The organism is Pseudomonas sp. USTB-Z (assembly GCF_019691255.1).
Lineage (GTDB): Bacteria > Pseudomonadota > Gammaproteobacteria > Pseudomonadales > Pseudomonadaceae > Aquipseudomonas > Aquipseudomonas alloputida.
On the sequence record NZ_JAECZP010000036.1, the window covers coordinates 1 to 19,057 of the forward strand.

14 protein-coding genes are annotated in these 19,057 nt (G+C 63.2%); 6 read left to right on the top strand and 8 right to left on the bottom strand.

Going from position 1 to position 19,057, the window contains the following annotated elements; genetic code table 11:
* Nucleotides 1-130: 130 nt before the first annotated feature.
* From I8746_RS26225 to ycaC, 4 genes are all read right to left on the bottom strand, one after another.
* On the bottom strand, nucleotides 131-2,113 hold the full coding sequence (locus I8746_RS26225; protein WP_003253557.1) for an amidohydrolase: 1,983 nt from the start codon (nucleotides 2,111-2,113) through the stop codon (nucleotides 131-133).
* Between the two features lie 199 nt (nucleotides 2,114-2,312).
* Nucleotides 2,313-3,131 (bottom strand): alpha/beta fold hydrolase, encoded by an 819-nt coding sequence (locus I8746_RS26230; protein WP_003253555.1) that lies wholly within the window; start codon nucleotides 3,129-3,131, stop codon nucleotides 2,313-2,315.
* A gap of 40 nt (nucleotides 3,132-3,171) precedes the next feature.
* Nucleotides 3,172-3,480: a hypothetical protein gene (locus I8746_RS26235; protein WP_003253554.1), complete on the bottom strand. Its 309-nt coding sequence runs from the start codon at nucleotides 3,478-3,480 to the stop codon at nucleotides 3,172-3,174.
* A 117-nt stretch (nucleotides 3,481-3,597) separates the two neighbouring features.
* Complete coding sequence (ycaC, locus tag I8746_RS26240; RefSeq protein WP_003253552.1) at nucleotides 3,598-4,227, bottom strand: isochorismate family cysteine hydrolase YcaC; 630 nt, start codon at nucleotides 4,225-4,227, stop codon at nucleotides 3,598-3,600.
* Between the two features lie 320 nt (nucleotides 4,228-4,547).
* Between ycaC and I8746_RS26245 the strand changes: the two genes are divergently transcribed.
* Nucleotides 4,548-5,975, top strand: a complete 1,428-nt coding sequence (locus tag I8746_RS26245) for a mechanosensitive ion channel family protein (protein WP_012054083.1) — start codon at nucleotides 4,548-4,550, stop codon at nucleotides 5,973-5,975.
* Between the two features lie 108 nt (nucleotides 5,976-6,083).
* On the opposite strand, the gene I8746_RS26250 is transcribed toward I8746_RS26245, so the two are convergent.
* On the bottom strand, nucleotides 6,084-7,370 hold the full coding sequence (locus I8746_RS26250; protein ID WP_221101182.1) for an FAD-binding oxidoreductase: 1,287 nt from the start codon (nucleotides 7,368-7,370) through the stop codon (nucleotides 6,084-6,086).
* Nucleotides 7,371-7,527: 157 nt separating this feature from the next.
* Entirely contained in the window at nucleotides 7,528-9,018 is a 1,491-nt protein-coding gene (locus I8746_RS26255; protein WP_003253547.1) for an aldehyde dehydrogenase family protein, read from the bottom strand.
* 135 nt (nucleotides 9,019-9,153) lie between these two features.
* On the opposite strand from I8746_RS26255, the gene I8746_RS26260 reads away from it, so the two are divergent.
* Nucleotides 9,154-10,044, top strand: coding sequence for a LysR family transcriptional regulator (locus I8746_RS26260; protein ID WP_003253545.1), 891 nt, complete (start codon nucleotides 9,154-9,156; stop codon nucleotides 10,042-10,044).
* A 203-nt stretch (nucleotides 10,045-10,247) separates the two neighbouring features.
* Entirely contained in the window at nucleotides 10,248-11,642 is a 1,395-nt protein-coding gene (locus I8746_RS26265; RefSeq protein ID WP_004575228.1) for a VOC family protein, read from the top strand.
* 52 nt (nucleotides 11,643-11,694) lie between these two features.
* On the opposite strand, the gene I8746_RS26270 is transcribed toward I8746_RS26265, so the two are convergent.
* Nucleotides 11,695-12,621 (bottom strand): LysR substrate-binding domain-containing protein, encoded by a 927-nt coding sequence (locus I8746_RS26270; protein WP_012054085.1) that lies wholly within the window; start codon nucleotides 12,619-12,621, stop codon nucleotides 11,695-11,697.
* A gap of 157 nt (nucleotides 12,622-12,778) precedes the next feature.
* Between I8746_RS26270 and I8746_RS26275 the strand changes: the two genes are divergently transcribed.
* Complete coding sequence (locus tag I8746_RS26275) at nucleotides 12,779-14,167, top strand: NorM family multidrug efflux MATE transporter (protein WP_088512610.1); 1,389 nt, start codon at nucleotides 12,779-12,781, stop codon at nucleotides 14,165-14,167.
* A gap of 185 nt (nucleotides 14,168-14,352) precedes the next feature.
* Here the strand turns inward: I8746_RS26275 and I8746_RS26280 are convergent, their stop codons facing one another.
* A complete protein-coding gene (locus I8746_RS26280; RefSeq protein ID WP_088512612.1) occupies nucleotides 14,353-16,020 on the bottom strand; it encodes a bifunctional diguanylate cyclase/phosphodiesterase in 1,668 nt (555 codons plus the stop codon).
* Between the two features lie 297 nt (nucleotides 16,021-16,317).
* On the opposite strand from I8746_RS26280, the gene rep reads away from it, so the two are divergent.
* Nucleotides 16,318-18,327, top strand: coding sequence for a DNA helicase Rep (gene rep / locus I8746_RS26285; RefSeq protein WP_003253537.1), 2,010 nt, complete (start codon nucleotides 16,318-16,320; stop codon nucleotides 18,325-18,327).
* Nucleotides 18,328-18,391: 64 nt separating this feature from the next.
* Nucleotides 18,392-18,964: a xanthine phosphoribosyltransferase gene (locus I8746_RS26290; protein WP_003253535.1), complete on the top strand. Its 573-nt coding sequence runs from the start codon at nucleotides 18,392-18,394 to the stop codon at nucleotides 18,962-18,964.
* Nucleotides 18,965-19,057: the final 93 nt, after the last annotated feature.

Here is a 19,057-nt window from a genome sequence, read left to right on the forward strand (position 1 = left end):
TGTGGCGGGCTTTGGGGGCCTTTTCGGGGGAAACCCCGCCGGTTGGCGGGGTTTTACCCGCGAAAGGGCCGGCACTGAAAACTCAAAAAAGGGGCCAGATATTGACCCCCGTTCTTCACATCAGCTCACCTTAGAACGCGAAGCACGAACAGCCCAGCGCCCCCCAGAATCCCTGGAAGTCATTAACCGGAACACTCGATTTGCGCGCCTTGTCATGGCTGTGTGCATGCACTCCGCACGGCCCCGAGCACTGGTGCACCGCGGCTGCCAACGATGGCGTACCGACACGCCAGTGCCCAGGCACCTTGGTCACCGGCGACCACTCTGGCAGCACCGGCACCTGCGGCGGGCCAAGCTTGTCGAACTCGCCAGCACCGTACACCACCTTGCCATCAACGATGGTCAGCACCGACTCGATGCCCTTGATCGCCTCTTCATCGACACTGAAGAAGTCCAGCGACAATGCTGCCAGGTCAGCCAGCTGGCCCACCTTGATCTGGCCCTTCTTGCCTTGCTCGCTAGAGAACCAGGCGCTGCCCTGGGTGAACAGTTGCAGCGCGGTGTCACGGCTCAGGCCTTCCGGGTACAGCTCCATGCCACCGACCGTCTTGCCGCTGACCAGCCAGTACAGTGAGGTCCATGGGTTGTAGCTAGACACCCGAGTGGCATCGGTACCCGCGCCCACCGGCACGCCCATCTCGAGCATGCGTTTGATCGGCGGGGTCTGCTCGGCGGCCTTGGCGCCGTAGCGGTCGACGAAGTACTCACCCTGGAAGGCCATGCGGTCCTGGATGGCAATACCACCGCCCAGCGCACGCACGCGCTCGATGTTCTGCGGGGTGATGGTTTCGGCGTGGTCGAAGAACCAGGGCAGGCCGTTGAATGGAATGTCGCGGTTGACCTTCTCGAACACGTCGAGCATGCGCGTGATCGATTCGTTGTAGGTGGCGTGCAGGCGGAATGGCCAGCGCTGCTCGACCAGGTGGCGCACCACCGGCTCCAGTTCTTCTTCCATGGTCTGCGGCAGGTCCGGGCGCGGCTCGAGGAAGTCCTCGAAGTCGGCGGCAGAGAACACCAGCATTTCGCCCGCGCCATTGTGGCGCAAGAAATCGGTACCGCTGTGCAGCTTGACGCTGGAGGTCCACTTCTTGAAGTCGTCCAGTTCTTCCTTGGGCTTCTGGGTGAACAGGTTGTAGGCGATGCGTACGGTCAGCTGGTTGTTGTCGGCCAGCTCCTGGATCACCGAGTAGTCATCGGGGAAATTCTGGTAGCCACCGCCAGCATCAATGGCGCTGGTCAGGCCCAGGCGGTTGAGTTCGCGCATGAACTGGCGGGTGGAGTTGACCTGGTACTCCAGCGGCAGCTTCGGCCCCTTGGCCAGGGTGGCGTAGAGGATCATTGCGTTGGGGCGGGCGATCAGCATGCCGGTCGGGTTGCCGAACTTGTCACGCTGGATTTCGCCACCTGGCGGGTTCGGGGTGCTCTTGTCGTAGCCGACGGCCTTGAGCGCAGCGCGGTTGAGCAGCGCGCGGTCATACAGGTGCAACAGGAATACCGGGGTATCGGGCGCAGCCTGGTTGATTTCTTCCAGGGTGGGCATGCGTTTTTCGGCGAACTGGAATTCGTTCCAGCCACCGACTACCCGCACCCACTGCGGGGTTGGCGTGCGCGCAGCCTGGTCCTTGAGCATGCGCAGGGCATCGGCCACCGACGGTACCCCTTCCCAGCGCAGCTCGAGGTTGTAGTTCAGGCCACCGCGGATCAGGTGTAGGTGCGAGTCATTGAGGCCCGGGATCACCGTGCGCTGCTTGAGGTCGATGATTTGCGTGGCGGCGCCCTTGTGGGCCATGGCCTCGGCGTCGCTGCCCACGGCGATGAAGCGGCCGTCCTTGATGGCGACGGCGGTCGCGGTGGGCTTTTCGCGGTCAACGGTGTGCAGTTTGCCGTTGAACAGAATCAGGTCGGCGGTCATGGAACCTCCTTGGCTGGATGCGTGAGCGGAACCGGCTTGGCCGGTGAAGGGCAATGCGGACCAGAGCGCGCCAGCGGCACCGAGCACAGTGCTGGTGGCGAGGAACTGGCGACGGGTCTTGTCGTTGCGATCCTGGGACATAGGCTTCTCCGACTAGGGGCCGGCAGGGGGACTGCGAAGCATGCCGGTTGATGCAAGGCCTGGGCTTGAATGGATGTGCGGTGGGTTGAAGAAGGTTAGTCCTGGTCAAGCTTTTTGCTGCCTGGGCCGCCCTCTTCGCGGGTAAACCCGCTCCTACAACGTCTGTAGGAGCGGGTTTACCCGCGAATGTTTCCCACAATTACCGCTGAAGGAACGCCAGCAGGTCCTCATTCAACTGCTGCGCATGGGTCACTGCAAAACCGTGCGGCGCCCCGGCATACACCTTCAGCTCGGCGCCGCGAATCAGCTCCGCCGCCTGCTTGCCAGTGGTCTCGAACGGCACGATCTGGTCGTCATCGCCATGGATCACCAACGTCGGCACATCGACCTTGGCCATGTCGGGACGGAAATCGGTCTCCGAGAAGGCCGTCACACAGTCCAGGGTGCCTTTGATTGACGCCATCAGCGCAATGTTCAGGGTCTGCGTCTGCACACCCTGGGACACCTGCTGCCCATGGTTCAGGCCGTAGAACGGCGTGGCGAAATCGGCGATGAACTGCGCGCGGTCGGCACGCAGGCCGGCCTGGATGCCCTCGAACACCGACAGGTCGACACCGTCAGGGTTGTCCTCACGCTTGCCGAACACTGGCGTCACCGCGCCCAGCAACACCAGCCCGGCCACCCGCTCGCTGCCGTGGCGGGCGATGTAGCGGCTGACATCACCGCCCCCCATCGAGAAGCCCACCAGGGTGACGTCGCGCAGGTCGAGGTGCTCGATCAGCTGGGCAATGTCATCGGCGAAGGTGTCGTAGTCGTAACCGTTCCACGGCTGGCTCGAGCGGCCGAAACCCCGGCGGTCGAAGGCGATGGCGCGGTAACCGCGGCTGGCCAGGAACTCCATCTGCGAATCCCACATGTCGGCATCCAGCGGCCAGCCGTGGCTGAACAGCACGGGCTTGCCGCTGCCCCAGTCCTTGAAATAGATCGAAGTGCCATCGCGGGTAACGAACGTGCTCATAGCGGTATCTCCTTGAACGTTTCGAGGTGAAGGCGTCGGCTCAGCCGCGCAGCCAGTTGGCGCAGCGACGGGTTACCCAAGGCATGATGTAGAACACCACGGGCAGGATGACGAACAGGTTGACGATCAGGTTGCCGGTGATCACGCCGCCCAGTTGCGGGAAGCGTGCAAACAGCGGCGCCAGCAGTTGCGGGATGACCATGGTCATCGGGCAGATCACCAGGTAGGTCAGCAGCGCCTGTTTCCAGCGCGGCGGTTGCGCTGCGGGGGTGCCCGGCGAGCTATCAAGCACCTTGTGTTGCAGGCATACGGTCACCACTTCGCGGTTGTCATGGAGTGCGGTGTTCATCGGCGTTCCTTGGGATGAGCTTGCCCGCATCCACTGTGCAACGGCGGACGGGCGCTGGATTGGATAGGTGTGCTGCCCTGGGCGGGCACCGATTGGCGGTGCCCGCGGCGTTTGCGCTTACTTGTTGGCGTTGAAGGCGTTGTAGCTGGTCATCAGGTTGCGGTAATCCGGGATGTGGTTGGAGCACAGTGCGGCCAGGCCTTCGATGTCGTTGCGCCAGTCGCGGTGCAGCTCACAGGCCACGCCGAACCAGGTCATCAGTTGCGCACCTGCCTGGCTCATGCGGTCGTGGGCGGCGTCGCGGGTCATGGCGTTGAAGGTACCGGAGGCATCAGTGACCACGAACACGTCGAACTCTTCTTCCAGGGCCGACAGGGCCGGGAAAGCCACGCAAACCTCGGTCACAACACCTGCAATGATCAGCTGCTTCTTGCCGGTCGCCTTCACCGCCTTGACGAAATCCTCGTTGTCCCAGGCGTTGATCTGGCCAGGGCGGGCAATGTACGGGGCGTCCGGGAACAGGGCTTTCAGTTCTGGCACCAGTGGGCCGTTGGGGCCTTGCTCGAAGCTGGTGGTGAGGATGGTCGGCAGGTTGAAGAACTTGGCCAGGTCGGCCAGGGCCAGCACGTTGTTCTTGAACGCGTCCGGCTCGATGTCGCGGACCAGGGACAGCAGGCCAGCCTGGTGATCGACCAGCAGTACGGCGGCGTCGTCTTTGTTCAGGCGGTTGTATTTGAAGTGGGTCATGGGGGTAGCTCCTAAGGGTTTTGATGTTCAGTAAGTTGGGTGTTTCGCGTTGATGGGAGAAGATTAAAACCATCACCTTTGGAGCGGTAGATAGCGGTTTTTGGCTTTAGCGTTCTGTTTTAGGAACGATAGATTGGCGTTGGTTTTGCTGGCCTCTTCGCGGGCTCGCCCGCTCCCACAGGGATCGCACAAGGTTCAAAACCAGCGCTTTCCTGTGGGAGCGGGCAAGCCCGCGAAGGGGCCAGCACAGGCTTGCATTGCCTGCCCGGCAAACCTGCTCTATTACTACCCACAGCCCTCCCCTCACCCCCGAGACCACCATGCTGGCGTTCATCCAGTCGTCCCCGTTGTTGCTCGGTTGCGCCCTGATCCTGCTCGACCTCGTGCTTTGGCAACTGATCCCCATTCAGCGTCATGCCTGGCGCATCAGCGCGCGCCTGGTGATCTTCCTGCTGTTCAGCGCGGTGCTGATGGCCGCCGGCATGAGCCCGCTGCAACCACCGCCGTGGCCCGACGATCTTTCGCGCAACCTGATGGCCACGGTATTGGCCATCGGCTGGTGGCTGTTCGGTGCGCGCACGGTGACCGTGGTGTTCGGCCTGTTGCTGGTGGCCCGTGGCAGCCATGGCGGGCGCTTGCTGCAGGATGTGCTGGGGGCATTGATCTTCCTCGCCGCCGTGGTCGCGGCCGCAGGCTACGTGCTGCAACTGCCGGTGAAGGGCCTGCTGGCCACCTCCGGGGTAATGGCCATCGTCATCGGCCTGGCGCTGCAGAGCACACTGGCTGACGTCTTCAGCGGCATCGTGCTGAACACCACGCGGCCCTATCAGATTGGCGACTCAATCTCCATCGACGGCACCGAAGGCAAGGTCCTGGACATCGACTGGCGCGCCACGCGCCTGCTGACCGGTACCGGCAGCCTGGCGGTGATCCCCAATTCGGTGGCGGCCAAGGCGCGGCTGCTCAACCACAGTCGCCCGGCCGATGTGCACGGTGTATCGATCAGCGTGGTGGTCCCGGCCAAGGTGCGGCCCAAGCGTGTGTTCGATGCGCTGGAAAAAGCCTTGCAGGGCGTCAGTGCCATCCTTGCGACCCCGAAGCCGAAGGTGACGGTAAAGGCCTCGACTCTGGAGTCGGTGGAGTACGAGGCCAGCGGCTTCGTGGCCGATGCGGGCACCAAGGGCGATGCACGTAACCAGTTGTTCGACCTGGCGCACCGGCATCTGGAGGCCAGCGGGGTGATGTGGAACGTCGACCTGGCTGTGCCGCCGCGCAGTCGCCAGCGCGAGGTGCTGGATGAGGTTCGAGTGTTCCGCTCGCTAAGTGATGAAGAGCGCGATGCGTTGAGCCAGCGCATGACTGCAGTCGAGTACCTGGCGGACCAGGTGATCCTGGGGGTGGGCGAGCATTCCGATCATCTGCTGGTGATTGGCAGCGGTGTGGTATCGGCCTCGGTGCGCGACGGAGACAAGCGGCTGGAGGCCGGGCGCATGGGGCCGGGAGAGGTGCTGGGGATCGAGGGGATCATCGACGACGAAGACTCGCTGGCCGAATTCCGCACGCTGACCAGTTGCGTGCTGTACCGGATCGACAAGGAACAGGTGAAGAGCTGTTTGCAGCAGCGTGGCGAAGTGCAGACGGCGTTGAGCAAGTTGCAGCGGTTCCGGCGGCAGAGCCGGGAGTCGTTGTTGCTGCAAAAGCCGGCCCTGATCAAGAAAGGTGGCTTCCTCAGCTGGCTGCACAAGTAAGCCTGTGCTGGCCTCTTCGCGGGTAAACCCGCGCCTACAGGTTCACCACAGCCCTCTCAGGCGGTGAACAATTTGTAGGAGCGGGTTTACCCGCGAAGAGGCCAGTACTTACAACACAACCCTCAGGCACTGCCCCGCGTGGTACAGCGAGAAGCCGGACTCATAGAACGCCGTCCGCAGCGAAGGCGCGCTCACACCGCTCATCGGCGAAAACGGAATCGGCAGGCTGTCCGCCTCGCCCTTGAGCAGGAACTCGGCAAACGCCCGGCCAATCACGGTGCCGGTGGTATTACCGCGCCCGTTGTACCCGGTCACCGCCACCAACCCAGGCGCCGGCTCGAACAGGCGCATCAGGTGGTCAGGCGTGAAGTCGATGCAGCCGGTCCAGTGCATTTCCCACTCGACCTTGCCCAGCTCGGGGTAGTAATGGCCCTGGATGCGGTCGGCCCAACTGCGCACGAACCACGCCGGCTTGTTGTCGACCCGGCCTAGGCTGCCGAGCAGCAGGCGGCCCTGATCGTCGCGGCGGATGCTGCTGAGCACGGTGCGGGTGTCCCACGAACCTTGGCCATGTGGCAGCACCTTGTCTGCTGCGGTGCCCTGCAGCGGTTTGGAGGCTACCTGATAGTAATAACCGCGGAAGAACTGCTTCTGCAGGTTGCTCCAGTCACCTTCGGTGTAGGCGCCGGTGGAAATCACCACCTTTTCGGCGCACACAGCGCCACGCGCAGTCTTCACCCGCCAGCCATCACCTTCACGCTCCAGGCCTTCGACCGAAGACTGCTGGAAAATCTTGCCGCCCAGGCGCGTTACAGCAGCCGCCAGCCCCTGGGTGTAGCCCATGGGGTTGATGGTGCCAGCACGGCGATCAAGCAGCGCAGCGGAAATCTTGTCAGTACCGCAGTATTCCTGGCATTGGGCACCGGTCAGCAGCTCGACGTCGGCACCTCGGCGGCGCCATTGTTCGTGACGCGCTTCGAGGTCGGCGATACCGGTGGCGTTGTGCGCCATGTGCAGTGTGCCTTTGTTCTGTGCCTGGCAGTCGATGCCGAGGCGCTCGATCATGGCGAACACTTCAGCCGGGGCTTCGCCAAGCACCTTGTTCAGGCGGCTGCCCTGCTTCTGGCCAAGGGTGGCCTCGACGTCGTCGGGGCGGATCCAGGTACCGGCGTTGACCAAGCCGACGTTGCGCCCGGAGCCACCGTGGCCGATCTTCCAGGCCTCCAGCACGATCACCGACTTGCCCTGTTCGAGCAGGTGGATGGCCGCCGACAGGCCGGTAATACCGCCGCCGATCACACAGACATCGGCCTTGTGCTCACCGGCCAGGGCCTGGGCGGCGACGGTCGGTTTGCTGACGTGTTCCCACAAGCATTGTTGACGCAGTTCGGACATGGCCGGCTCCAGCAATTTGTTCTTGTTGGGGCCGCAGGGCGGCCCTTTCGCGGGTAAACCCGCTCCTACAGGGGTCGGTGTCGCTTGGACGAACCCTGTAGGAGCGGGTCTACCCGCGAACCGGGGGCCAGGCCCCCGGCCATGCAGCATCAATACATCAGTCGAACACGATACCCTGCGCCAGCGGCAGCTCGCGCGAGTAGTTCACGGTATTGGTCTGGCGACGCATGTAGCCTTTCCAGGCATCCGAGCCCGACTCACGGCCACCGCCGGTTTCCTTCTCGCCACCAAACGCACCGCCAATCTCGGCGCCGCTGGTACCGATGTTGACGTTGGCGATGCCGCAGTCGCTGCCCGAGGCGCTCTGGAAGCGCTCGGCTTCACGGATGTCGGTGGTGAAAATGCACGACGACAGGCCTTGTGGCACTTCGTTGTTCAGGCGCAGGGCCTCCTCGAAGTCGTCGTAGGCCAGCACGTACAGGATCGGTGCGAAGGTTTCGTGGCGCACCACGTCACTTTGCGCCGGCATTTCAGCAATGGCTGGCGAAACGTAGTAGGCGTTCGGGTACTGGTCGGCCAGCTGACGCTCGCCACCAAATACCTGGCCACCTTCGTCACGGGCCTTGGCCAGTGCACCCTGCATGGCGTCGAACGACTGCTTGTCGATCAGCGGGCCGACCAGGTTGTCTTTACGTGGGTCGCCGATACGCACTTTGCCGTAGGCGGCTTTGACGCGGGCAACCACTTCGTCCTTGATCGAGCGGTGCACGATCAGGCGGCGCAGGGTGGTGCAACGCTGGCCGGCAGTGCCGACAGCCGAGAACAGGATGCCGCGCACGGCCAGGTCCAGGTCGGCGCTCGGGGCCAGGATCATGGCGTTGTTGCCGCCCAGTTCCAGGATGCTGCGGCCGAAGCGGGCAGCAACGCGTGGGCCGACTTCGCGACCCATGCGGGTGCTGCCGGTGGCGCTGACCAGCGGTACGCGCGGGTCGTCGACCATGGCTTCGCCAGCTTCACGGCCGCCGATCACCAGTTGTGCCAAGCCAGCCGGAGCATCGCCGAAGGCTTTCAGGGCTTTTTCGAACAACGCCTGGCAGGCCAGGGCGGTCAGCGGAGTCTTCTCGGACGGTTTCCATACCACCGAGTTGCCGGCCACCAGGGCCAGGGCGGTGTTCCAGGCCCACACGGCAACCGGGAAGTTGAAGGCGCTGATCACGCCGACCACACCCAGCGGGTGCCAGGTTTCACGCATGTGGTGGCCCGGGCGCTCGGAAGCGATGGTCAGGCCGTACAGCTGGCGCGACAGGCCAACGGCGAAGTCGCAGATGTCGATCATTTCCTGCACTTCGCCCAGGCCTTCCTGGGTGATCTTGCCGGCTTCGATCGAGACCAGCTCGCCGAGGTCGGCCTTGTGCTCACGCAGCACTTCGCCGAACAGGCGCACCAGTTCGCCACGGCGCGGAGCCGGCACACTGCGCCAGGCTTCGAAGGCGCTCTGGGCCTGATCGATGCGGGCGATGGTCTCGGCCTTGCCGAGCAGTTTCACCGAGGCGATCTGGCTGCCGTCGATCGGCGTGTGAACAGGGTAGTCGCCCTGGGTGTAAGCCTCGGCGGCAACGCCAAGGCGCTCGAGCAATCCAGCAACCATTTGTGCATCTCCTACATCGGTGATGGGGTGGAAAAATGATGTGGATCAGTATTAATCCGATCACATAGGTACAACAAACGACCTTTATTCCGCATATCATTCCGTCAGGTAATGATTTGAGCCGCAGAGACCGCTATGTCAAAACGCCTGGTACCCTCCATGACCGCCCTGCAGTGCTTTGAAGCTGCAGCCCGCCATCTGAGTTTTACCCGTGCCGCCGAAGAACTGCACCTGACCCAGAGCGCGGTCAGCAAGCAGGTGGCGCAGCTGGAAGACATGCTGCGCCACCACCTGTTCCTGCGCATCCGCCGGCGCTTGCAGCTGACCCCGGCCGGCAGCCTGTACCTGGCCGAGGTCAACAAAATCCTCACCCAGGTGGACATGTCCAGCCGCTACGTACTCACCTACGGCGAGCAGACCGAGATATTGAAGGTAGCCACTCAACCGAGTTTTGGCGTGCGCTGGTTGATCCCGCACCTCAAGGGGTTTGGCAAACGGCACAGCAATATCCACCTGGACATTCGCAACGAAATGGAGCCGTTCGCCCTGCTGCAAGGCTCGGCTGACGTGGTGTTCTTCTATGGCCAGGGCACCTGGCCGGGGGCCACTTGCGTGGAGTTGTTTCGCGAAGAGGTGGTGCCGGTGTGTGCGCCAGAGCTGCTGGCCGGGCGCAAGCTGGCCGGTGCCGAGGAGCTGGCCGAGCTGGTGCTGCTGCAAAGCACCTCGCGCCCGGAGGCCTGGCATGAGTGGTTCCTGGAGCAGGACCTGCAGAGCGTCAGCGCCTACCACGGGCCGCGCTTCGATACGTTCTATATGGCGTTGAGCGCAGCACAGGCCGGGTGCGGGGTAGCGCTGGTGCCGCGCTACCTGGCGGCGAAGGAACTGGCCGACGGTAGCCTGGTGGTGCCGTGGAACCATGCGATGCGCAGTGCCGGGGCGCACTATCTGGCGTACGCTGAACATGCGGCGGAGGTGCCCAAGGTGCGGGCGCTGGTGGAGTGGATCCACGAACAGCTCCAGGCTTGAGGGCCTCTTCGCGGCTAAAGCCGCTCCTACGGGGCCCTGCGCAAGACCCCAACCTTGCACGGTCCCTGTAGGAGCGGCTTTAGCCGTGAAACGGCCGTCGAGGTCGATCAAAAAAGGAATGACACACTCACTTTTTTTCGCTTGTGAGCAAAGTGCATTCCCAGCTTTCATGTAAGCGTCCGAACCCAACCAGGAAGCTAGCGATGCCCGCCAACGATTTCGTCAGCCCAGACAGCATCCGCGCGCAGTTCTCTGCCGCCATGTCGCTCATGTACAAACAGGAAGTGCCGCTGTACGGCACGCTGCTGGAGCTGGTGAGCGAAATCAACCAGCAGGTCATGGCCCAGCAACCCGAAGTGGCCGAGGCCCTGCGCTGGACCGGCGAAATCGAGCGCCTGGACCAGGAACGTCACGGCGCCATCCGCGTCGGCACCGCCGAAGAACTGGCCACCATCGCCCGCCTGTTCGCTGTCATGGGCATGCAGCCGGTCGGCTACTATGACCTCAGCTCCGCTGGCGTACCGGTGCATTCCACTGCCTTCCGCGCGGTGCACGAGCAATCGCTGCATGTCAGCCCGTTCCGTGTGTTCACCTCGCTGCTGCGCCTGGAGCTGATCGACAACCCGCAGTTGCGCGAGCTGGCACAGAGCATCCTGGCCAAGCGCCAGATCTTCACCTCCCGCGCCCTCGAACTGATCGCCCAGTGTGAGCGCGAGGGTGGCCTTGACGCCGCGGATGCAGAGACGTTCGTGCAGGAGGCGCTGCACACCTTCCGCTGGCACCAGGACGCTACCGTTACGGCCGAGCAGTACCAGCAGCTGCACGACCAACACCGCCTGATCGCCGATGTGGTGGCCTTCAAGGGCCCGCACATCAACCACCTGACCCCGCGTACCCTGGATATCGATGCAATCCAGCTCGGCATGCCTGCCAAGGGCATCCCGCCGAAGGCCGTGGTTGAAGGCCCGCCCACCCGCCGCCACCCGATCCTGCTGCGCCAGACCAGTTTCAAGGCCCTGCAGGAAACGGTCGCCTTCCGCGACCAGCAAGGCCGCGAAGGCAGCCACACCGCGCGCTTTGGCGAAATCGAGCAACGCGGCGCGGCGCTGACGCCGAAAGGTCGCCAGCTTTACGACAAGTTGCTCGACGCTACCCGCGCTGCGCTGGGTGGCGCTCCGGCCGAAGCCAATGCCGAGCGTTACATGGCGCTGCTGCAGGCAAACTTTGCCGAATTCCCGGATGACCTGGCGCAGATGCGTGAACAGGGCTTGGCGTACTTCCGCTACTTCGCCACCGAGAAAGGCCTGGCCGCACGCGACCAGGAAGGCCGCCCGACCACCCTGCAAGGCTTGATCGACGCGGGCCACGTGCACTTCGAGGCGCTGGTGTACGAGGACTTCCTGCCGGTGAGTGCGGCGGGGATCTTCCAGTCCAACCTGGGTGACGATGCGCAGGCCGAATACGGCAGCAACGCCAACCGCGAAGCGTTCGAAGCGGCGCTGGGGTTGCAGGTACAGGATGAGCTGGCGCTGTATGCGCAAAGCGAGCGCCGGTCGCTGCAGGCCTGCGCACAGGCGTTGAACCTGGGCTCGATGTAAAACCGTACCGGCCTCTTCGCGGGCGAGCCCGCGAAGAGGCCGGTGCAGGTGATCAAAGAGGCGGCAGGATTTCCACATCCGGCAAATCCATTGCCGCCACCTCGCCTTCCAGGAACGCACTCAACCGCCGCAACCGCTCGCCGCCTCGCCGGGTGCGCGGCCACACCAGGTAGTAATCCATGCCGCTGGGCACCGCCGTCGGCCATGGCAGGCTCAAGCGCTTCTGCGCCACATCTTCGGCCACCATCAGCAAATCGCCCATGGATATTCCATAGCCACGCGCCGCGGCAATCATGCCCAGCTCAAGGGTATCGAACACCTGGCCGCCCTTGAGCGACACCTCGTCGCCAAGCCCCATACGCTCCAGCCATTCCCGCCAGTCACGCTTGTCCACCGTAGGGTGCAGCAGCTCGATAGAGGCCAGCCTACGTACATCCCAAGGTTCCTCGTCGAGCAGGTCCGGCGCACCGACCGGGATCAGTAACTCAGGGAACAGCTTGCGCACCTCCCACTCCGCCGGGAACACCCCATCACTGAGCAACACCGCGCAATCGAACGGCTCCTGGTTGAAGTCCACATGGTCGACATCCATCCAGGCACTGGTCAGTTGCACCTCATTGCCCGGCTGCAGGTGGCGAAAGCGGCTGAGGCACGCCAGCAACCAGCGCATGGTCAGGGTCGAGGGGGCTTTCATGCGCAATATGTCGTCTTCACCGCACAAGGTTTCACAGGCCCGCTCAAACGCCGCGAAGCCCTCGCGCACGCCCGGCAGCAGTACCCGCCCCGCTTCGGTAAGTTGCAGGCTGCGGCCACTGCGCACGAACAGGCGGCAGGCAAAATGCTCCTCCAGCGTACGGATATGCCGGCTGATGGCGCTTTGGGTGATAGAAAGCTCTTCGCCCGCACGGGTGAAGGAGCTTAGCCGCGCGGCAGCTTCGAATGCGCGCAGGGCATACAGCGGTGGTAGCTGGCGTGGCATGAGGCACCTGCAATATGGGCGTGTGAGGCAAATCACCGAGAAGCCTATATACATGAGTTCAACTCATGCCAACTATCGCTTTTATCCTTTTGTGCAAAGTTGACCGAAGCCTCAGAATCGCCCTTCGTTGATCACCCCAGAATGAAGGACTGCCCCCATGCACGTCGCGCCCACCACAGAACTCAAGGCTTTGCTGCGCCTGGCCGGGCCGCTGATTGCCTCGCAGTTGGCGCACATGCTGATGGTGCTGACCGACACCCTGATGATGGCCCGCATCAGCCCCCAGGCCTTGGCGGGGGGTGGCCTGGGGGCAGCCAGCTATTCGTTCGTATCGATCTTCTGCCTGGGCGTGATCGCCGCAGTCGGCACGCTGGTGGCCATTCGCAAGGGTGCCAACGACATCGAGGGCGCCACCCGGCTGGCGCAGAACGGCCTGTGGCTGGCCTGGGCCTTGGCGCTGTTCGCCGCGCTGGTGCTGTGGAACCTTGAACCTGTGCTGCTGCTGTTCGGGCAGAAGCCCGAGAACGTGGCCTCGGCCGCCGAATTTCTCACCCTGCTGCCACTGGCCCTGCCCGGCTATCTGACCTTCATGGCCTTGCGTGGCTTCACCAGCGCGCTGGGCCGCTCGACCCCGGTGATGGTCATCAGTTTGTTCGGCACAGTGCTCAACTACCTGTTCAATGTGGCACTGATCGAAGGCATGTTCGGCCTGCCCAAGCTGGGCCTGATGGGTATCGGCCTGGTCACTGCAGTGGTGTCGATGGGCATGGCCGCTGCCTTGGCGTTGTATATCCGCTGGCATTCGGCCTATGCCGCCTACCCGCTGCGCAAGGGCCTGTCACGCCCATCACTGGCGGCCCTGCGCGAGCTGTGGCGGCTGGGCCTGCCGATTGGCGGTACCTACATGGTGGAAGTGGGCCTGTTCGCCTTCGCCGCGCTGTGCATGGGCGTGCTGGGTAGCACCGAGTTGGCGGCGCACCAGATTGCCCTGCAGATCGTGTCCACGGCATTCATGGTGCCGACGGGCTTGTCCTATGCGGTGACCATGCGCGTCGGCCTGTACTACGGCGCTGGCAACCTGCTGGCGGCGCGCAGCGCCGGGCGGGTGGGCATCGGGTTCGGGGCCATGATCATGTTTGCCTTCGCCGCCCTGTTCCTGCTGCTGCCCGAAGCACTGGTAGGGCTGTTCATCGACCGTAATGACCCGGCCTTTGCCGCGATCTTCCAGGTGGCCGTGCAGTTGTTGATGGTGGCGGCGTGGTTCGAACTGTTCGACGGCATGCAGACGATTGCCATGGGCTCGATCCGTGGGCTGAAAGATGCCAAGACCACCTTCCTGATCGGGCTGGTGTGCTATTGGCTGGTGGGGGCGCCGAGTGCCTGGCTGTTCACCTTTACGCTGGGCGGTGGTGCAGTAGGGATCTGGTGGGGGCTGGCGCTGGGGCTGGCATGTGCGGCGGTGGCGCTGACCTTTGGCTTTGAGTGGCGGATGAAGCGGTTGTTGGGGAAGGCTTGGGCTACCGGAAAGGCGACGGCTTCGGCCTGACGTGGGGGCCTCTTCGCGGGTAAACCCGCTCCTACAACGGCCTGTGTCCAACGCCGGTGTGTGTGTGTCCACCGCAGATCAGTGTGTAGGAGCGGGTTTACCCGCGAATACGGTGGTGGCGGCAACGGTGAACGTCTGGTGGAGATTGGCCAGCAGGCCCGGCCCATTCGCGGGTAAACCCGCTCCTACAGGACAGCCTCCAACTGGCGTCCGGGCGCCTGCAGCAAATACGCCATCAATTCCCCTATCGGTAGCGGTTTGCTGACCAGGAAACCCTGCACCTGGTCGCAACCAAACCCACGCAGCAACGCCAGTTGCTCTTCACTCTCCACTCCCTCGGCCACCACCTCGAGGTTGAGGTTGTGCGCCAGGTTGATCATGGCGTGTACCAGCTTGCGGTTCTCTTCGCGCATTTCCATTCCCGCAACAAAGCTGCGGTCCACCTTGAGCAAGGTGATCGGCAGGCTGTTGAGGTGCACGAACGAAGAAAACCCGGTGCCGAAATCATCGAGCGAGAAGCGCACGCCCAGGCGACCCAGCGCGTCCATGGTCTGGCGCACCACCTCGTTGCGGCGCATCACCGCCGTCTCGGTCAGCTCGAACTCAAGCCAGCGGGCATCCACACCGTGCTCGAGGATCAGGCGACTCAACGTGGCCAGTAGCTGGCTGTCCTGGAACTGGCGGAAACTCAGGTTGACCGCCATGTGCAGCGGTTCCAGGCCACGCTCGCACAATGCCTGCATGTCACGCAGGGCACGGGAAATAACCCAATAACCCAAGGGCACGATCAGGCCGCTCTGCTCGGCCAGTGGCACGAACTCACTGGGTGGCAGCAGCCCGCGCTCGGCATGGCGCCAGCGCACCAGCGCCTCCAGGCCAACAATGCGCCCGTCAGCCAGGTTCAGGCGGGGCTGATAGTGCAGCTCCAGTTCGTCGCGGCGCAGGGCGCGGCGCAACTCGCTTTCCAGGTCAGCAAGGCTGCGGGCGTTGCGGTTGATGCGTTCGTTGAACACATGGAAGGTGCAGCCCTGGCTGCCCTTGGCCTGACGCATGGCGATGTGCGCGTGCCACATCAGCGGATCGGCGCCACTTTGCGCGCGAGCATGTGCAAGGCCCAGGCTGCAGCCCAGCAGCAGGCTCTCACCGTCGATCCAGTAGGGCTCTGCCAAGGCCTCGACGATGCGTTCGGCAATCCATTCGGCGCGGTTGGCATCGCGACGGGTGTCGATCAGCAGGGCGAACTCGTCGCTACCCAGACGTGCCAGCTGGTCGCCCGCCTCCAGCTGATGCTTCAGCCGTGCCACCACCTGCAGGATCAACCGGTCACCGCTCTGGTGGCCCAGGGCGTCGTTGACGTGGCGGAAGTTGTCCAGGTCCAGGTGGCCAAGCGCGACACCACGGCCTTCGTTTTCGGCCAGGCGTGCATTAAGCAAAGCCTGGAAGCCCTGGCGGTTGGCGATGCCGGTCAGCGGGTCCTGCTCGGCAAGGCGCTGCAAGGTGGCGACCAGCACCCCTCGCTCTCGCACATGGCGCAGTGAGCGGCGCAGGGTATCGGCGTTGAGCTGGTCGCGCACCAGCCAGTCACTGACAGCGCTGGGCGCTGCCTCAGGCTCGTGTTCAAGCAGCAGAATAGTCGGCAGCTCGCAACGCCCGGGGGCGGGCTGCAAGGCGGGTGTTGCCAGCACGACGGCCTGGCGATCATGGCTGAACAGGCTGTCGACCGCCTCCCAGTTTGGCGCAGTCAGTAACACGGCGCTGCCCCCCAGTGCGGGCATGCACGCGTGCAACGAGGCAGCCCATTCCGGCTCATCGGCCAACAGCAGCAAACGCAAAGGTTCGACAGGCGTGGACAAGCGGGCTCCTTAGGGCTTGACGGTGCAACGAGATCTGGAGGGGATGCTACTGCATTCAATGAAAATGATTTTCACTTTTATACATGGTTTTTTCGAGCGTAGCATTCCGACGTATTTTGTCGTGCATCCTGCGCGAAACGAGTCAAACCGGCAAATATGATTTTTTCAGCTACTAGCATTAGTGACACTAATAATTAGGCGGACAAAAGTCTGACTCAGACGTCAGACGGTCGCGCCACAACGGCCCCATGCCTGTTAGAATGCGCGGCTATTTTCTGGCGACCCCCGGTTTCTAGCATGTCCCGACTCAATCCCCGGCAGCAGGAAGCCCGTGACTATGTCGGCGGCCCTCTTTTGGTGCTCGCCGGTGCAGGTTCGGGCAAGACCAGCGTAATCACGCGCAAGATTGCCCACCTCATTCAGAACTGCGGCATCCGCGCCCAGTACATCGTGGCGATGACCTTCACCAACAAGGCCGCGCGCGAGATGAAGGAGCGGGTCGCCACCTTGCTGCGCCCGGGGGAAGGCCGTGGCCTGACCGTGTGTACGTTCCACAACCTAGGCCTGAACATCATCCGCAAGGAACACGAGCGCCTGGGCTACAAACCGGGTTTCTCGATCTTCGACGAGTCCGACATCAAGGCGTTGCTGTCGGACATCATGCAGAAGGAATACTCCGGCGACGACGGCATCGACGAGATCAAGAACATGATCGGTGCCTGGAAGAACGACCTGGTCCTGCCGCCAGAAGCCCTGGAAAAGGCGCGCAACCCGCGCGAGCAGACCGCCGCCATCGTCTACACCCACTATCAGCGCACGCTCAAGGCGTTCAACGCGGTGGACTTCGACGACCTGATCCTGCAGCCGGTCAAGCTGTTCCAGGAGCACCCCGAGGTGCTGGAGCGCTGGCAGAACCGCGTGCGTTACCTGCTGGTGGACGAATACCAGGACACCAACGCCAGCCAGTACCTGCTGGTAAAAATGCTGATCGGCATGCGCAACCAGTTCACCGTGGTGGGCGACGACGACCAGTCGATCTACGCCTGGCGTGGTGCACGCCCCGAGAACCTGATGCTGCTCAAGGAGGACTACCCCTCCCTGAAGATCGTCATGCTCGAGCAGAACTACCGCTCCACCAGCCGCATCCTGCGCTGCGCCAACGTGTTGATCGCCAACAATCCGCATGCGTTCGAAAAGCAGCTGTGGAGCGAAATGGGCGTGGGCGACGAGATCCGCGTGATCCGCTGCAAGAACGAGGAAGCCGAGGCCGAACGCGTGGCCATGGAAATCCTCACCTTGCACCTGCGCACCAACCGCCCGTACAGCGACTTTGCCATCCTTTACCGCGGCAACTACCAGGCCAAGCTGATCGAACTGAAGTTGCAGCACCACCAGGTGCCGTATCGCCTGTCGGGCGGTAACAGCTTCTTTGGCCGCCAGGAGGTCAAGGACCTGATGGCCTACCTGCGCCTGCTGGTGAACCCGGACGATGACAACGCCTACCTGCGGGTAATCAACGTGCCGCGCCGCGAGATCGGCTCCACCACCCTGGAAAAGCTCGGCAACTACGCCACCGAGCGCGGCATTTCGATGTACGCCGCCAGCGAAGAGCTGGGCCTGGGCGAGCACCTGGACGCGCGCTACACCGAGCGCTTGCAGCGTTTCAAGCACTGGCTGGACGGGGTGCGCCACAAGGTTGCCCTGGAAGACCCGATTGCCGCACTGCACGAGATGATCCGCGACATCGACTACGAAAACTGGATCCGCCAGCAGACCGCCAGCGACAAAGCTGCCGAGTTCCGCATCAGCAACGTCTGGTTCCTGGTCGAAGCGCTGAAGAACACCCTCGAGAAGGACGAAGAGGGTGACATGACCATCGAGGACGCCATCGGCAAGCTGGTGCTGCGCGACATGCTCGAGCGCCAGCAGGAAGAAGAAGAGAACGCCGAAGGTGTGCAGATGATGACCCTGCATGCCTCAAAGGGCCTGGAATTCCCCTACGTGTTCATCATGGGCATGGAAGAGGAAATCCTCCCGCACCGCTCCAGCATCGAGGCCGACACCATCGAAGAGGAACGCCGCCTGGCCTACGTGGGCATCACCCGCGCGCGCCAGACCCTGGCCTTCACCTTCGCTGCCAAGCGCAAACAGTACGGTGAAATCATCGACTGCACGCCCAGCCGGTTCCTCGACGAACTGCCGCCGGACGACCTGGCCTGGGAGGGCCTCGACGATGCACCGGTCGAGGTGAAGGCCGCTCGCGGCAACAACGCCCTGGCCGATATCCGGGCAATGCTCAAACGCTGATCAACCATTACTCTTTAACTTTGCCGCCTCCAGCGGCAACCTTTGTTACATCGAGGAAATCACAGTGGAAGCACTGCATCAGAAGATTCGCGAAGAAGGCATCGTGCTTTCCGATCAGGTTCTCAAAGTCGACGCGTTTCTCAACCACCAGATCGATCCGGCGCTGATGCAGCTGATCGGTGACGAGTTTGCCCGCCTGTTCGCCGATGCCGGCGTGACCAAGATCGTCACCATCGAAGCCTCGGGCATTGCCCCAGCGGTGATGACCGGTCTGAAACTGGGTGTGCCGGTCATCTTCGCTCGCAAGCACCAGTCGCTGACCCTGACCGAAAACCTGCTGACCGCCTCGGTGTATTCCTTCACCAAGCAGACCGAGAACACCGTGGCCATTTCGCCGCGTCACCTCAACAGCAGCGACCGCGTGCTGGTGATCGATGACTTCCTGGCCAACGGCAAAGCCTCGCAGGCGTTGATCTCGATCATCAAGCAGGCAGGTGCCACCGTGGCGGGCCTGGGTATCGTGATCGAGAAGTCGTTCCAGGGTGGCCGTGCCGAGCTGGACAGCCAGGGTTACCGCGTTGAATCGCTGGCCCGGGTGAAGTCGCTGGAAGGCGGTGTGGTCAGCTTCATCGAATAAGGCCTCACCGTCCCGGTGTAGGAGCGGGGGGTGCCCCCCAAGCCGTGTTTTAAAAAGCCACCCCCAAACACGGGAACAACCCCCCACAAAACG

Coding starts and splice junctions, on each gene's coding strand:
- I8746_RS26225 (WP_003253557.1), bottom strand. CDS start 2,113: ATGTCCCAGGATCGCAACGACAAGACCCGTCGCCAGTTCCTCGCCACC.
- I8746_RS26230 (WP_003253555.1), bottom strand. CDS start 3,131: ATGAGCACGTTCGTTACCCGCGATGGCACTTCGATCTATTTCAAGGAC.
- I8746_RS26235 (WP_003253554.1), bottom strand. CDS start 3,480: ATGAACACCGCACTCCATGACAACCGCGAAGTGGTGACCGTATGCCTG.
- ycaC (WP_003253552.1), bottom strand. CDS start 4,227: ATGACCCACTTCAAATACAACCGCCTGAACAAAGACGACGCCGCCGTA.
- I8746_RS26245 (WP_012054083.1), top strand. CDS start 4,548: ATGCTGGCGTTCATCCAGTCGTCCCCGTTGTTGCTCGGTTGCGCCCTG.
- I8746_RS26250 (WP_221101182.1), bottom strand. CDS start 7,370: ATGTCCGAACTGCGTCAACAATGCTTGTGGGAACACGTCAGCAAACCG.
- I8746_RS26255 (WP_003253547.1), bottom strand. CDS start 9,018: ATGGTTGCTGGATTGCTCGAGCGCCTTGGCGTTGCCGCCGAGGCTTAC.
- I8746_RS26260 (WP_003253545.1), top strand. CDS start 9,154: ATGTCAAAACGCCTGGTACCCTCCATGACCGCCCTGCAGTGCTTTGAA.
- I8746_RS26265 (WP_004575228.1), top strand. CDS start 10,248: ATGCCCGCCAACGATTTCGTCAGCCCAGACAGCATCCGCGCGCAGTTC.
- I8746_RS26270 (WP_012054085.1), bottom strand. CDS start 12,621: ATGCCACGCCAGCTACCACCGCTGTATGCCCTGCGCGCATTCGAAGCT.
- I8746_RS26275 (WP_088512610.1), top strand. CDS start 12,779: ATGCACGTCGCGCCCACCACAGAACTCAAGGCTTTGCTGCGCCTGGCC.
- rep (WP_003253537.1), top strand. CDS start 16,318: ATGTCCCGACTCAATCCCCGGCAGCAGGAAGCCCGTGACTATGTCGGC.